At 72.5% G+C, this 14,229-nt stretch carries 14 protein-coding genes; 8 read left to right on the forward strand and 6 right to left on the reverse strand.

Annotated features, from left to right (window positions below):
• The first annotated feature begins 42 nt into the window (after positions 1-42).
• Positions 43-900: a hypothetical protein gene (locus tag C466_RS13425; protein WP_004599320.1), complete on the forward strand. Its 858-nt coding sequence runs from the start codon at positions 43-45 to the stop codon at positions 898-900.
• Between the two features lie 24 nt (positions 901-924).
• Here the strand turns inward: C466_RS13425 and C466_RS13430 are convergent, their stop codons facing one another.
• Positions 925-2,964 (reverse strand): MutS-related protein, encoded by a 2,040-nt coding sequence (locus C466_RS13430; RefSeq protein WP_004599319.1) that lies wholly within the window; start codon positions 2,962-2,964, stop codon positions 925-927.
• 132 nt (positions 2,965-3,096) lie between these two features.
• Here C466_RS13430 and larE point away from each other — a divergent pair, with 132 nt between their 5' ends.
• The 7 genes from larE to C466_RS13465 all read left to right on the forward strand — a co-directional run bounded on the left by larE (position 3,097) and on the right by C466_RS13465 (position 8,132).
• Positions 3,097-4,062 (forward strand): ATP-dependent sacrificial sulfur transferase LarE, encoded by a 966-nt coding sequence (gene larE, locus C466_RS13435; RefSeq protein WP_004599318.1) that lies wholly within the window; start codon positions 3,097-3,099, stop codon positions 4,060-4,062.
• A gap of 95 nt (positions 4,063-4,157) precedes the next feature.
• Entirely contained in the window at positions 4,158-4,361 is a 204-nt protein-coding gene (locus C466_RS13440; RefSeq protein ID WP_004599317.1) for a hypothetical protein, read from the forward strand.
• 46 nt (positions 4,362-4,407) lie between these two features.
• Positions 4,408-5,058, forward strand: coding sequence for a phosphoserine phosphatase SerB (gene serB, locus C466_RS13445; RefSeq protein ID WP_004599316.1), 651 nt, complete (start codon positions 4,408-4,410; stop codon positions 5,056-5,058).
• Between the two features lie 105 nt (positions 5,059-5,163).
• Positions 5,164-5,994 (forward strand): lycopene cyclase domain-containing protein, encoded by an 831-nt coding sequence (locus C466_RS13450; RefSeq protein ID WP_004599848.1) that lies wholly within the window; start codon positions 5,164-5,166, stop codon positions 5,992-5,994.
• Entirely contained in the window at positions 5,987-7,159 is a 1,173-nt protein-coding gene (locus C466_RS13455; protein ID WP_004599314.1) for a Brp/Blh family beta-carotene 15,15'-dioxygenase, read from the forward strand. The genes C466_RS13450 and C466_RS13455 overlap by 8 nt, the downstream gene beginning before the upstream one ends.
• A gap of 65 nt (positions 7,160-7,224) precedes the next feature.
• Positions 7,225-7,845 carry a GNAT family N-acetyltransferase gene (locus C466_RS13460; protein ID WP_004599313.1) on the forward strand — a complete coding sequence of 207 codons (621 nt, stop codon included), beginning with the start codon at positions 7,225-7,227 and terminating at the stop codon, positions 7,843-7,845.
• Positions 7,842-8,132 (forward strand): DUF7861 family protein, encoded by a 291-nt coding sequence (locus tag C466_RS13465; RefSeq protein WP_004599312.1) that lies wholly within the window; start codon positions 7,842-7,844, stop codon positions 8,130-8,132. The genes C466_RS13460 and C466_RS13465 overlap by 4 nt, the downstream gene beginning before the upstream one ends.
• Positions 8,133-8,184: 52 nt before the next feature.
• Here C466_RS13465 and C466_RS13470 read toward each other — a convergent pair whose 3' ends face one another.
• The 5 genes from C466_RS13470 to C466_RS13490 form a co-directional block, all read right to left on the reverse strand.
• Positions 8,185-9,972 carry an L-aspartate oxidase gene (locus C466_RS13470; protein ID WP_004599311.1) on the reverse strand — a complete coding sequence of 596 codons (1,788 nt, stop codon included), beginning with the start codon at positions 9,970-9,972 and terminating at the stop codon, positions 8,185-8,187.
• A 164-nt stretch (positions 9,973-10,136) separates the two neighbouring features.
• On the reverse strand, positions 10,137-11,024 hold the full coding sequence (locus C466_RS13475) for a YkgJ family cysteine cluster protein (protein WP_004599310.1): 888 nt from the start codon (positions 11,022-11,024) through the stop codon (positions 10,137-10,139).
• Positions 11,025-11,128: 104 nt separating this feature from the next.
• The gene (gene hisB / locus C466_RS13480) at positions 11,129-11,725 is read right to left on the reverse strand and encodes an imidazoleglycerol-phosphate dehydratase HisB (protein ID WP_004599309.1); all 597 of its coding nucleotides are present in this window, start codon (positions 11,723-11,725) and stop codon (positions 11,129-11,131) included.
• 441 nt (positions 11,726-12,166) lie between these two features.
• The gene (gene hisA / locus C466_RS13485) at positions 12,167-12,919 is read right to left on the reverse strand and encodes a 1-(5-phosphoribosyl)-5-[(5-phosphoribosylamino)methylideneamino]imidazole-4-carboxamide isomerase (RefSeq protein WP_004599308.1); all 753 of its coding nucleotides are present in this window, start codon (positions 12,917-12,919) and stop codon (positions 12,167-12,169) included.
• Between the two features lie 466 nt (positions 12,920-13,385).
• Entirely contained in the window at positions 13,386-14,204 is an 819-nt protein-coding gene (locus C466_RS13490) for a hypothetical protein (RefSeq protein ID WP_004599307.1), read from the reverse strand.
• Positions 14,205-14,229 lie beyond the last annotated feature (25 nt).

The raw sequence follows: 14,229 nt of genomic DNA on the forward strand, positions 1-14,229 counted from the left end.
TTGGGAAAAGAATTTTTACTTGTTACTCCTTCCCACACGCTCATGGAACGACGGTCGTTCCTCTCTGCGGGCGGCGCAGCGGTCCTCGCGCTCGCGGCCGGACGCTCCTCCACCGCCGGCGACGCCGGCAGTCCCGCGACGGCGGTCGAGGCGTACTACCGGCGGGCGAGCGCGAGCGAAGACGCGGAGGCGTTCGCGGCGGACGTGACGGCCCTCGCACACCCCTTCTCTCCCCTGTCGCGCATCGCCGAGGACGTCCCGATGGCGTTCGACGCGGTCATCAGGCAGGAGCTCTCGGACGCCGCGGTCGTCGGCGAGGACATCTCGGCCGACGAGATCCGGTCGATTTCGGGGTTCCTCGCGGCCTCGCTGACGGACGAGGAGATCGAGTCGATCGCGGCGGAGAACGCGGTCGTCTCGGCGACCGTAATCGGCGGCGAGGGCGAGGAGGCCGAGTTCCGCTGGCTCGTCGCGACCGACGACGGCGAGTGGCGGCTCGTGTGGCCCGGCGAGCCGGAGGGGCCGGTGACGGTCGTCAGGGAGTACTACCGGCGGGCGGGCGCGGCCGAGAGTGCGGCGGCGTTCGCCGCCGACGTCGAGGCGCTCGCGCACCCCGCCTCCCCCTTGGGCGAGGTCGCGGCGGACGTGCCGGGCCTCTTCGACGGCGCGCGGGAGCAGGAGCTCGTCGCGGCCGAGGTCGTTGCGCGGGACGTGGACGCCGAGCGCGTCCGCGCAGTCTCCGACTTCTTCGGCGGGGCGGCGGACGGCGAGACGGTCGAGGCCGTCGCAGCGGAGAACGCTATCGTCTCGGTGACGGTCGCCGCCGACGACGGCGACGAGTTCGAGCTGGAGTGGCTCGTCGCGACCGACGACGGCGAGTGGCGGCTCGTCTGGCTCTGAGACGCGCCGTCGACGAACCGCCGCTCAGAACTTCTCCAACAGGTCGCCGTAGAACTCGCCGCCGCGGTCGTCCGCGAGCTTCTCGACGATGAGCTCCGGCGTCGACCGCGCGAGGTGCCCCTTCTTCGGCGAGCGGTTCACCCGGAGTTCGCCGTCGACGAGCCCCGCGGCCTCGATGCCGTCGACCGCGACTTCGAAGTCGGCGGCGTCGCGGATCTCGCGGGCGAGGTGGGAGACGAAGACGGCGGTGGCGTCCTGGTCGTCGAGCGCCTCCAAGATGCCCGCGATGATCTTCGCGGAGGCGCCGGGCTCGGTGATGGATTCGAGCTCGTCGACGAGGACGAGCCGGCCGTCGGCGCCGTCGACGAGGTCGCCGAAGTCGCGCAGCGTCGCCTCGAACGCGCCCGCGTCGAGGGTCCCCTGCGACTTCGCGTAGTAGTGGATCTCCTCGAACCGCTCGACCGTGGCCGACTCGGCGGGCACGGGGAGCCCCATCTGCGCGAGGACGACGACGAGGGCGACCAGATCGAGCGTGGAGGTCTTCCCGCCGGAGTTGACCCCCGACAGGAGCGTCGCGCCGGAGACGGCGTAGTCGACGGGCTCGACCGCCGCGAAGTCGACGTCGAGCAGCGGGGACCGGCCGCCCTCGATGCGGAAGCCCGGATCTGACGAGTCGGGGTCGACCACCTCGGGCATCGCGCAGTCGAAGTCGCGTGCGAACCGCGAAATCGCGAGCTCCACGTCGAGTTCCAACGCGTCGCGCACCAACTGCTCGACCGGCTCGCGGAGGTCGCCGAGGTCGCTCGCGAGGTTGGCTTTCAGCTTCGCCGCGCGGCGGTCCCGGGCCGCGGAGAGCTCGGTCCGGAGCCGCGAGACGGCGCTCTCGTCGTGGTCGACCGGGAAGGATGGGTCGCCGCCGAAGACGCGCTCGGCCAGCTCCGCCTCCTCGGGCTCCAGGCGGAGCGCGTCGGCGAGGTGCTCGCGGGCGGCGTCGACCGCCGCGTCGTACTCGTCGGCCAGCTCGCGGTCCAGGAGGGAGTCGACGCGGGCGCCCTGCTCGACGAGGGAGAGGAAGTCGGTCCCCTCGATGGTGACGTCGCGCTCGCGGATCGCCTCGCGCAGGCGGTCGTCGGCGACGGACGCGGCGGTCGACACCGCGGCGTCGAGGTCGTCGACGGCGGCCGTCAGCCGGTCCAGCTCCGCGTCGCCGGCGATGGTGCCGTCGTCGTCGAGCCGCGAGAGCGCGTCGCGCAGGCGGTCGGTCTCGACCGGGGGGTCGGTGCCGGCGTCGCTTTCGCCGTCGGGATCACCTCCCGAGACGGGGTCGCCGGCCGCCGCGGCCGCCTCGTGGACCGCCGCGGCCGCCTCCAGCCGCTCGCGGTTCTCGGCGAAGAACGCGAGCAGGCGCTCGGGGACGGTTTCGGCGGGGTTTTCGAGGGCGTCAGGCCGCACGCTCACGTCGCCCTCCACGTCGAGGCCGGCGAACGACTCGTCCAAGACGATGACCGAGGCGTACGACCGGCCGAGCTCGGAGACGTCGCGCGCGTCCTCGACGGTCTCGACGGAGAGCTCCGGCACCTCGGCCTCGGCGCGAGCGAGCGTCTCGGCGTCGGCGGTGGCGAGGCAGCGGTCGCGGACGCGGACGGTCGGCGGGTCGGAGAGGGGCGCGCAGTCGGCGAGCGCCTCGCGGACCGCCGGGGCGGGCTCGCGGTCGGTCGCCTCGGCGGCGAACGCCTGCGCCTCCTCGATCCGCGAGGCCGACGCGCTCGGGTAGAACGTCTCCAGCCGCTTCGCCGCGTAGTCGGTGACGGTGCGCTCGCGCAGCAGGTCGATCGCCTCCCGGTACAGCTCGCGGGCGCGATCGGTGGCCAGCACGCGCCCGTCGTCGCCGTGGCGGCGGCGGATCGCCCCGCGGGCGATGCGGGCCGCGCGGGCCTCGTTGACGCCCGGCGCGCGGGCGATGGCGGCCACGTCGCCGGACTCGACGGTCGCGGCCGGGTCGTCGAGCTCGCGTAAGGCCGCGGCCGTCTTGGCGCCGACGCCGGGGATCGCCTCCAGCTCCATCTACCCGCCGGTATCGCGGCAACGATGTAAAGCGTGCGGGTCGCTCCCGGGGTCCGCCGGTTCGGAAGCGCGGGACGACGGCGTCGGTTCCGCGTGCGACGGGCTTTTTCACGCCCGCCGCGAACGCCGGCCATGAGCCGAAACGCGCGAGCGGCCGACGACGGGTCGCTCGCACCCGAGACGGCGGCGAAGGCTGCGAGCGCCCGCGACGCGCTCGGCGAGCGCGACGGGGTCCTCGTCGCGTTCTCGGGCGGCGTCGACTCCGCGGTGGTGGCCGCGCTGGCGCGGGACGCGCTCGGCGACGACGCCGTGGCGTGTACCGCCCGCAGCGAGACGCTCCCCGCGGCCGAGCTCGACGACGCGAAGCAGGTCGCCGACGAGATCGGAATCGACCACGAGACGGTGACGTTCTCCGAGCTCGACGACCCGAACTTCGTCGCCAACGACGGCGACCGGTGTTACCACTGCCGGACGATGCGGCTCGGCCGGATGTACGAGACGGCCAAAGGGCTCGGGATCGACACCGTCTGCGACGGGACGAACGCGGACGATCCGGGCGAGGGGCATCGGCCCGGGCTGCGCGCGGTCGAGGAGCTCGACGTGTTCTCGCCGCTGCTCGACGCCGGGATCTCGAAGGCGGAGGTCCGCGCGATCGCCGACGCCTACGACCTCTCCGTGGCCGACAAGCCCTCGATGGCGTGTCTCTCCTCGCGGATCCCGACCGGGCTGGAGGTGACTGAGGAGCGGCTGACCCGCGTCGAGAAGGCCGAGCGGGTGCTCCGCGAGTGGGGCTTTTCGGGGTTCCGCGTCCGCGACCACGACGGCCTCGCCCGCGTCGAGATCGCGCCGGACGAGCTGGAGCGCGCGCTCGACCCCGCCTTCGCCGACGCCGTCCACGAACACCTCACCGACCTCGGCTTCGAGTACGTCACCCTCGACATGGCCGGCTACCGGACCGGGAGCGTGAGTCCGGGCGGCGAGGAGGAGAGCGGTTCCGACGGCGCTGACGACGAGGCGAACGACGACGGCGACGACGAGGCGAACGACGACGGCGACGAGTCCGTCGGCGTCGACCTCGGTCGGAGCTATCCGCGCTGAAGCGGATCCGGACGGACTCGGGCCACCCTCTCAGCGTTATCACCCGAGAGAACCCGGGAGGAACGCTTATAAACCGTGTTACTGAACCGACAGCTATGCGCGAGGCACAGACGCTTGCGGTGATCGCCGGCGGCGTCGGCGGGACCGTCGGGGCGTTCGTCGGCGTCGCGGTCGGCGGGTCCGCGGTCTCGGTGACGCTGACGACCCTCGGGGTCGCGCTCCTCGTCGGCGTCGGGGTCATCGCGAGCGCGGTGATCGCCGGCGACGTGGAGTTCCTCGCCGACGCGGACGGCGAGTGACCCGTCGACCGCGCGCTTCAAGGCCCCGCCGGGACGAACGGGTGCCATGAGCCTCATCGCGTTCGACTTCGACGGAACGCTCTCCGACTCCGAGATGACCGTCTTACTCGCCGAGCGGGCCGGCGTCGCCGACGAGGTCGCCGAGATCACCGAGCGGGCGATGAACGACGAGCTCAGCTACGCCGAGAGCCTCTACCAGCGCGCGGAGCTACTGGAGGGCCTCTCGGCTGCCGACGTCGAGGACGCGTTCGACGCCGTCCGGATCCGTCCCGGCGCCGCGCGCCTCATCGAGCGCTTACGCGACGAGGGGCACCACGTCGCCGTGCTCACCGGGGGGTTCGAGCGCGGCGTCGAGGCGGCGCTCGCCCGCGAGGGCGTCTCGGTGGACACGATAGTCGCCAACCGGCTGCCGACCGACGCAGACGGCGCGCTCACCGGCGAGGCGGAGGGGCCGCTCATCGAGGGGACGAAGGACGACGCGCTCGCCGACCTCGCGGCCGAGGCCGGCGTGCCGATGGCGGAGACGGTGGCGGTCGGCGACGGCGCGAACGACCTCCCGATGCTGGAGGTCGCGGGACTCGCCGTCGGCTTCGTCCCCAAGTCCGCGGTGCGCCCGGTCTGCGACTCGGTCGTCGCATCCATGTACCGGCTCGGAAAGGTGTTGGAGTCGCACGGCGTGCTCGCCGCCGAAGCGTGACCCCCGAACCGGTTCGGGCCGGAGATACCTGACCACGTTCGGCTGAAGGGTTAAAGAGAACTAGAGAGTACACGTAGACATGAGCGTCCTCGTTGGGGTGGTCCGATGCTGCCGACGCTGACGTATCTCCAGTTTCATCTCGTCTTCAGTCTCCCCGTCCTGGCGCTGCTGTGGTACGTCGCCCCGCGGTACGAGCCGGAGCGCCAGCGCCGGGCGGTCGCCGGGATCGCGATCCTCGTCGCTATCGCGTACGCCTACACCACGCCGTGGATCAGCTACATGATCCGACGGGGGGCGTGGGGATACGCCGACGGTGCCGTCGTCGCGCGGGCGCTGTCGATCCCGCTGGGGGAGTACCTCTTCTTCACGGTACAGACGGTCGTCGTCGCGTTCGCGCTCCACCGGATCGGCTTCGACCCGACGTTCCGGGAGGGAGACTTCGACCGCGCGCCGCGGGCCGCCGGGGTCGCCGTCGGCCTCGCGATGGTGCCGGTCGGGCTGGGGCTCGTTCGGCTCGACCCCTCGTTCCTGTACCTCGGCGGGCTGATCGCGTGGGTCGGGCCGGTCCTCGCGCTCCAGTGGAGCGTGGGCGGGGGGTACCTCGCGCGCACGCCTCGGCTGTGGGTCACGGCGACGCTGGTCCCGGCAGCGTACTTCTGGGTCGCGGACCGGATCGCGATCGGGATGGGGACCTGGTACCTGTCGCCGGAGCTGACGACCGGGATCGCGGTCCTCGGACTTCCGATAGAGGAGATGCTGTTCTTCGTCGCCGCGGGAGCGATGACGATCAACGGCCTCGTCTTGTTCGAGTGGGTGCTCGACTGGAACGACCGCCGGAGATCGGTCGCCGGGCCGTCGCCGTCCGGCGGAACCGAGCGCGACGTCCCCAGCCCGGAGGCGCCGGCCGACCCGGACCCAGACGTGGTCGATGACTGAGGCGTCCTCGGCGTCGACGGGCGCGGCCGACGCCCCTCCGGCCGAGGCTCGCGAGCGCGACGCCGGGGAGGCGTCCCCGGGCGAGCGAGCCGGGGCCGGAACGGCCGCCGCGAGCGAGCGCGTCGACCGGTGGTTCGCGCGCCGCCCGGCGCTGGCGCTGGCCGCGCTGCTGCCGATCGGCGCCGTGACCCCTCTGTTTCCGGTCGAAGTCGGCGTCGCGACGTTCGCGCTCGGCACCCTCGCCGTCGGGATGGCCCACGGCGCGGTCGACCACCTCGTTCCCCTCCGGGGCGCGCCGGGCGTGTCGCTTCGGCGGTCGATCGCGGTCGTCTCGGTCGTCTACGCGGTCCTCGGCGGCGCGGTCGTCGCCGCGTTCTTCGCCGCGCCCGTCGCGGCGTTCGTCGGGTTCATCGCGCTCACCTGGCTCCACTGGGGGCAGGGCGACGTGGCGACGCTCGCGATCGCCGGGGTCGACCACCTGCCCACCTCCGGGGAGCGGTGGCTCGCGCTCGTCGTCCGCGGCGGCCTGCCGATGGGCGTCCCCCTCCTCGCACACCCCGAGGAGTACCGGCTGGTGGCCGAGTGGATCGTCGGGCTGTTCCTCGTCGACCCCGGTGCGGCCGCGACCGCGGTCGACCCCCTCTTTGCGCCCGCGGTCCGGATCGGGGTCGGCGTCGGGATGGCGACGGCGACGCTGGCGTCGGTCGGACTGGGATACCGTCGGGTCCGGGACGGGCGCGACGCGGACGGCTCGCGGCGTGACCCGGGCGGCTGGCGGCGCGACGTCGGCGAGCTCGCGGTGCTGTGGGCGTGGTTCCTGCTCGCCGCGCCCGTGTTCGCGATCGGCGTGTACTTCGCGCTGTGGCACGCGCTCCGGCACGTCGGGCGGCTCGTCCTCGTGGACCCCGAGGCGGCGGGCGCGGCGTCCGCCGGCGACGCTTTCGGGGCGCTCGCCCGCTTCGGCCGCGACGCCGCGCCGCTCACGCTCGGCGGGTTTCTCGTCGTGGCCGCGGTCGGCGCGAGCGTCCCCGCGGGCGTCGCGGCGCCCGGCGACCTGCTGGCCGTGTCGCTGGTCGCCATCGCGGCGATGACGCTGCCGCACGTGGTCGTCGTCGCGTGGCTCGACCGGCGGCAGGGCGTCTGGCGGCCGGGTGCCGACGCGTGAGGCGAGCGGAACGCGCGGTGCCGACACCGCACCGTTCTTTGTCGGCGGCGGCGTCTCTCCGATAGATGGACGATATCGCGATCCGCGACCCCCGGCCGGCGGACGCCGAGCCGCTGGAGGCGCTCATCACCTCGCACTTCAGCGAGGGGAGCTCCTACGGCGTCGACCTCGGGATCGGCGACCCGACGTACCACGTGCTGGTCGCGGTCGAGGGCGGCGCCGCGGATGCGGAAGCGACCCGGGGCGAGAGCGACCGCGACGACGCGATCCTCGGCGTCATGGCGCTCCGCGAGTTCGACGACCCGACCGACGTGGCCGAGGAGATGTACTTCTTCGACGACCCCGACCTGCTCCCCGACGCGGGGCTGTACGGCCACTTGGAGATGGGGTACGTCCGCGACGGCGCGACCGGCCGAGGGATCGGGAGCCGACTGCTCGAACGCCTCCACGCGGTGGGCGCGGCGCGCGGCGTCGACCTGTTCCTCGCGGACTCGTGGTACCACGGCGGCGACGACTCGCCGGAGCGGCTGTTCGACGCGCACGGCTACGAGACGGTCCACCGCGAGCCGATCGAGCGCCCCGCGGCGGAGTGTCCGAAGTGCGAGGGGGAGTGCGTCTGCGAGGGCGCGCTCGCGGTGCGGCGGGTCGCAGGCGAGGAGAGTGACGCGGAGGCGACCCGGTCGTGAACCACGACCGCGTCCACGCCCGGGAGCCGTCGCACCACGTCGACCGGTGGACGGTCGGTGTCGTCGAGTCGATCGGCGAGCGCGACGGCCACTACGTCGTGACGGTCCGACCGGTCGCGCCGGAGGGTGAAGAGGGAGACGAGCCAGCGGAGGACGCGGACCGCGGAGAGCCGGTCGAGCTGACGCTCACGCTCGCCGTGCGGGACCTGTTCGTGAGCCGGCTCCCGATCGACGACGGCGAGTCGCCGGTCGGCGAGCGCGTCTGGTATCGGAAGCGGGGCGGGTGAGCGGGCTGGGTAGGTGAGCGGATAAAGCGAGTCCCCGCCGGCGTCGACGCCGCTACTCCAGCTGGTGGTAGTCCAGCTCGTGGCCTTCGTCGAGGGCGGCCTGAACGGCCTCGCTCGGCTCGTCGACCGGCTCGGTGCGGAGTCGCATGCCGCCCACGTCGGCGGCGTCGAAGTGGACGTTGCGCCGCCAGTCGCCGTCGACGTCGGGGTAGTCGGTGCGGAAGTGGGCGCCGCGGGACTCCTCGCGTTCGAGCGCGCCGCGGAGGACCGCCTCGGCGGCGACGGTCATGAATCCGAGATCGACCGCGAACTCAAACGTCTCGCTCGTGACGGGTCCGACGTCGAGATCGGTCGCGCGGTCGCGGACGGCGGCGAGGCGGTCGAGCCCCTCCCGGAGCGACGCCTCGTCGCGGAGGATGCCCGCGTGCTCCCACATCAGCTCGCGCAGGTCGGCGAGCACCGCGCCCACGTCGTGTTCGCCGTCGTTGTTCGCCATCGCGCGCAGCTCGCGGAAGTGCGGCTCGACGAGCGACTCGCGGAGGTCGTCCGGGACCGTCCCGGGGCCGTCCGCGCGGTCGGCGATCCGCTCGCCGGCGACGACGCCGTACGCGACGGTCTCGGCCAGTGAGTTCCCGCCGAGGCGGTTGGCGCCGTGGACGCCGGCCATCGTCTCACCGATCGCGAACAGGCCGTCGACGTCGGTCTCGCCGTGATCGTCGACGGCGACGCCGCCCATCCCGTAGTGGGAGGTCGGCGCCACCTCGACGGGTTCCTCGGCCATGTCCACCCCGAGGTCGTCGAACCGCTCGTACATCCGGGGGAGCCGCTCCTCGATGAACTCGGCGTCGCGGTGGGAGATGTCGAGGTAGACGCCGCCGTTCTCGGTGCCGCGCCCCTCGGCGACCTCTTGCGCGATGGCCCGGGCGACAACGTCGCGGGCGTCGAGCTCCATCTGATCCGGCGAGTAGCGCTCCATAAACCGCTCGCCCTCGGCGTTGAACAGGCGGCCGCCCTCGCCGCGGACCGCCTCGGTCACGAGGCGGCCGCTCCACGGCTCCCACTCGGGGTCGTCCTCGTCGACGGCCATCCCCGTGGGGTGAAACTGTATGAACTCCATGTCCATCAGCGACGCCCCGGCGTCGTACGCCAGCGCCGCGCCGTCGCCGTTGTTCTCGTCGTCTCTGGAGGTGTGCCGGTTGTAGATCGCCGCGTGACCGCCGGCGGCGAGGACGACCGTCCCCGCGTTGAACAGGACGAACTCGCCCGTGTCCATGTCGAAGCCGACGGCGCCGTGGACCGCGTCGCCGTCCGAGACGAGCTTCGTGATCATCACGTTCTCGCGGTACGGGACCGACAGCTCCTGCGCGCGATCGACGAGCGCGTTCAGCATCGACTCCCCGGTGTGGTCGCCGGCGAACGCCGTCCGCCGGAACGACTGCGCGCCGAAGAAGCGCTGGTCGATCTCGCCGTCCTCGGTGCGGGAGTACGCCATGCCCCACTCGTCGAGTTCGCGGAGCCGCTCCGGCATCTGTTCGGTCACGGTCTCGACCTTCGCCGGGTCGTTGACGAAGTGACCCTCGTTGAGGGTGTCGGCCGCGTGGATCGCCGGCGAGTCCTCGGGGTCGTGCGTCCCGAGCGCGCCGTTGATCCCGCCGCGGGCCCACGTCGTGTGCGCGTCGCCGTGGCCGCGCTTGCCGAGGACGAGCACGTCGTCGACGCCCCGCTGGGCGAGTTCGATCGCGGCGCGGGCGCCCGCTGCGCCGGCGCCGACGACGAGGACGGAGACGTCCTCGCAGTCGTATTCGACCGGCTCGGCGTCGATCGGTTGGCGTTCGCTCATACCGTACGGGAGGGGCCGGACACGGGTAAGCCTCACGCGCGTGTGCGCGCACGCGAGGCAGACGGAGACCGAGTCGCCGGCGACCTGCGAGAGAGGCGATGCGCGCTGCTGACGGCCCGTGAGAGACGCGTCTGAGGCTCCGATCCGGCGACCGCGCGGCCGCGTCAGTCCCAGCCCGGCGTCCCGGGCGCGCCGGCGTCGTCCTCCGTCTCGCGGACGAGTCGGTCGCGGGCCTCGCGGTCGAGGGCGACGCGCTCGCCGTCGTCGCCGGCGCGCTCGGTCCACGCCCCGATCGCTCGGCCGACCCACGAGTCGGCCTCGCGGGCGCGCTCTCGGGCCTCAGTCATGCGCTCGCGGTTCACCGACAGCGACCCCGGGCGGGAGCCGACGGCGGCGCCGGCGAAGCGCGCGCGGTCGTCGGCGGTCCCGGCGCCGTCGCGGAGGCGGACGACGGCGCCGTCGAGGCCGTCCGGATCCGGGTAGGCGAACACCGTCGCGCCGAGGGCCTGCGGACCGAACGCGGGCGCCGGGAGGTCCTCGGGCGGCTCGTCGTCGAGGAGGCGCTCGCCGCCGCCCGCGGCCTCGACGCGCTCGCACTCCGTCTCGGCGCCGAGGTCGAGGTTCTGTCCCGGGTACGTCGAACAGGTCCGCGGGTAGCGGTCGGTGTCGTGGATCCGGCACTGGAGCGTCGTCGGGTCGAGGAAGGCGCACGCGTCGAGCCAGCGCGGCTCGTCGGTCCCGATCGGCGCGACCGGCTTGGGGGGCTTCCGGAGGCCGACGACGAAAACGGGCCGGTCGTCGACGGCGGCGAGCTCGACCCCGTCGATCCGGACGCTGTCGTCCCGTTCGGCAGGTTCGAACAGCCGGGGGATCAGGGCGTCGCCGAGGCCGTCGTCGACGAACCGGGCGACCTCGTCGCGGGTGAGCGGGACGAGGTCGTAGGCGTCGTCGAGCGGGGGACGCGGGCCGGTGCGGTCCGAGCCCGCGGCGGCCGGGTCGAGCGGGCGCCAGTCGACGCAGCAGCCGGCACAGCCCTCGCAGTCGAGTTCCATACGTCCGTGCTAACGGTTCGCGCGGGGATAAGCGATCGGCGGCCGCGGGGGACAGAGCGGTGAAAAGGGCGGTCGGCGTCGGCGGCTCGCCGGCCGGCGGTCGCTCAGAGCTCGCCCTTCGTGCTCGGCGTGTCGCTGCGGCGCTCGTCGAGGCGGGTGGCGTCGTCGAGCGCGCGCGCCAGCGCCTTGAACAGCGCCTCGACCTCGTGGTGGGCGTTGTCGCCCTTCTCGACCGTCGCGTGGAGCGTCAGCCCGGCGTTGTGGGCCAGAGAGAGCGCGAAGTGGTCGGCCATGACGCTGGTGAACTCGCCGACCGACTCTTGGGAGAAGGCGCCCTCGAACTCGTAGTAGGGGCGCCCCGCGACGTCGACGACGACGCTCGCGACCGCCTCGTCGAGGGGCACGCGGCGGTCGGCGTACCGCCGAATTCCCCGCTTGTCGCCGAGCGCCTCGTCGAACGCCTCCCCGAGGCAGATCGCCACGTCCTCGACCGTGTGGTGGTCGTCGATGTCAAGGTCGCCGTCGCAGCGGACCGTGAGGTCGAAAAGGCCGTGCTTGGCGAAGGATTCGAGCATGTGGTCGTAGAAGCCGATCCCCGTCGAGACCTCGCTGTCGCCGTCGCCGTCGAGCGCGAGGGTGAGTTCGATCGTCGTCTCGCTCGTCTCGCGGGTGACGGCCGCGGTCCGGTCGTGCTCGCTCATACCGGCCCGTCGCGGGGGATTCGTAAGTCGGTTGCGGGTGGGGCGGGGGTCTGGGTCCGTGACAGAAGAGCGGACGCGATGCGGGAGTCGAAGAAGCATTTATAAAAGAGGTGCGGTGGCGCGTGTCTGCGAGCGGCCGGAGCGAAGCGGAGGCCGCGAGTCGCACGCGCGAGGGAGTCGGTGGTCCGGAGCGAAGCGGAGGACCACCGACGAGGCTGGGGAGGTGTGAGGCAGCGGTGCGGTCGCGGTCGGGTGGGACTCAAAGGGGCAGCCGGGAGGACGAAGCCCGGCGCAGTAAGCACCGCAGGGAGCGAGTGAAACGAGCGACCGAGGAGCGCAGCAAGCCGCGCGAGTCCTCCCGGCTGGGGCTTTGGAGGTGTTCGCCGACGATCCGATGTCATTTATTTATAAGTAATCAACGACACGTCCGGCGCTTACTATTTAAACCTCGTCAGCCGTGTTCTGCGCCTCTCGGAGCGTGAACTCGCCCTCGTACAGGGCGGTGCCGACGACGACGGCGGCCGCGCCGGCCTTTTTTAAATCAACGACGTCCTCGACCGTCGCCACCCCGCCGGACGCGATGACCGGAATATCCACGGCCTCGACCACGCTCGCCACCGCCTCGCGGTCGATCCCCTCTAACTGCCCCTCCACGTCGACGTTCGTGAAGAGGATCGCGCCGGCGCCCAGCTCCTCGTAGCGCGCCGCGGCCTCCGCCGGGTCCAGTCCGGTCCCCTCGGTCCAGCCCGAGACGACGACCTCGCCGTCCTTCGCGTCGAGGCTGACGACGACGCTCCCCGGGTGCGTCTCGTCGATCTCGGCGACGATCTCGGGCGTCTCGACCGCCGCGGTGCCGAGGATGACGCTGTCGAGTCCCAAGTCCAAGAGGTCGCGCGCGCCGTCAGCGGTCCGGATGCCGCCGCCCAGTTGGAGGCCGACGCCGTCCTCGTCGTCGCCGCCGACGGCCTCGACGACTGACTCGATCGCCGTCGCGTTGACGCGCTCGCCCTCGAACGCGCCGTCGAGGTCGACGAGGTGGAGCGTGCCGGCGCCCGCCTCGATCCACCGCTCGGCGGCCGCGACGGGGTCGCCGTAGCGCTTGCCCGTCCCGCGCTCGCCGCCGACCAACTGGACGACCTCGCCGTCCTGGACGTCGACGGCGGGGATCACCTCGAACTCGGGGAACTGGCTCATACGGGAGGGGAGTCGCGGCCGGTGATTAAACTGGTCGATTCGAGATGAAACAGAGGGCGAACCAGTGAACTGATCGTCTCCAAATCCTCAGTCAATTGGTTATAAATGGCCAGCTGTGGATCGACGGCGAATGCCTCCAAAGCCCCAGTCGCTCGGCGATACGTGATTGACCGGAGAACGACGGCGAACACCTCCAAAGCCCCAGTCGCGAGGACGCCGTACGGTCGCTGCGCTCCTCAGTCGCTCGTTTCACTCGCTCCCTGCGGTGCTTACGTCGCCTACGGCGTCCTCGCGACTGCCCCTTTGANCCTCCCCAGCCTCGTCGGTCGCCTCCGCTCCGCTCCGGCGACCGACTCCCTCGCGCGGTGCTGCTCGGCCGCGAGGCGGCCTCGCAGGCACGCGCCACCGCGTTCATTTATAAGCAATAGCGTTTCAACGGAGCCGAAAAGCCGGAATCCCGATCCGCTCACTCCACCGAGATGAGCAGCTGCGAGACGTCCTCGTCGTAGGCCGCGGGGTCGGTCGCGAGCGCCTCGGCGGTCTCGGCGTCGGCGAGCTGCGTCACAGCGGTCTCGGCGTCGACCGAGTCGGGCAGCGCCGCGTCGAAGATCTCGAGGAGCGGCTCGGTCGGGTAGGCGCCGCCGGCGACGATGACGTCGGTCCCGTCGTGCCAGACGCCGAGCCGGGCCTCGATCTCGAGGGGCCGATCGATTTCGGCGGTCGACCCGGTCGGGAGCGGGATCCCGCCGTCGATCGGGTACTCGCCCGTCAGCCGCCACGCGGTCGCGGTGTGGCCGGACCGGACGGTGGTGGTCATCTCCTCGGCGACCTCGACGTCCTCGATGCCGGCGGTCCGGAGCTGCGCGCGGAACGCGTCGGTCGCCGCCGTCTCCACCTCGCTCATCACCCGGTCGCGGCCGACGCCGGCCGGGAGCTGGTCGACCGCGGGCCGGAGGTCGATCCGCGTCGCGAAGAAGACGACCGGCGACCCCGACGCGTCGATCGTCTCGGCGAGCGCGTCCGCGACGGGCGCGTACTCGAAGATCCGCGTGCGTTCGAGCGCCCGAACCGTGACGGGGCCGTACGACTGCTCGAACACCGTGCTCTCGGACCCGTCGGTCTGCCGCCAGTCTTCGATCCGGTCGCTCGTCACCTCGGGTTCCGGCACCGGCCCGTCGCGCCCGCCGAGACAGCCCGCGAGACCGACGGTTCCGATCGCCGCGCCGCCGGCGAGCAGCCGCCGCCGGGTCGTCCGCGTCGACCGCGCTCCGGAGTGCTCGTCCATGGATCCGGGTGGTCGTCCCGGAGTA

Origin of the sequence: Halorubrum distributum JCM 10118 (genome assembly GCF_000337335.1) — an archaeon.
Lineage (GTDB): Archaea > Halobacteriota > Halobacteria > Halobacteriales > Haloferacaceae > Halorubrum > Halorubrum distributum.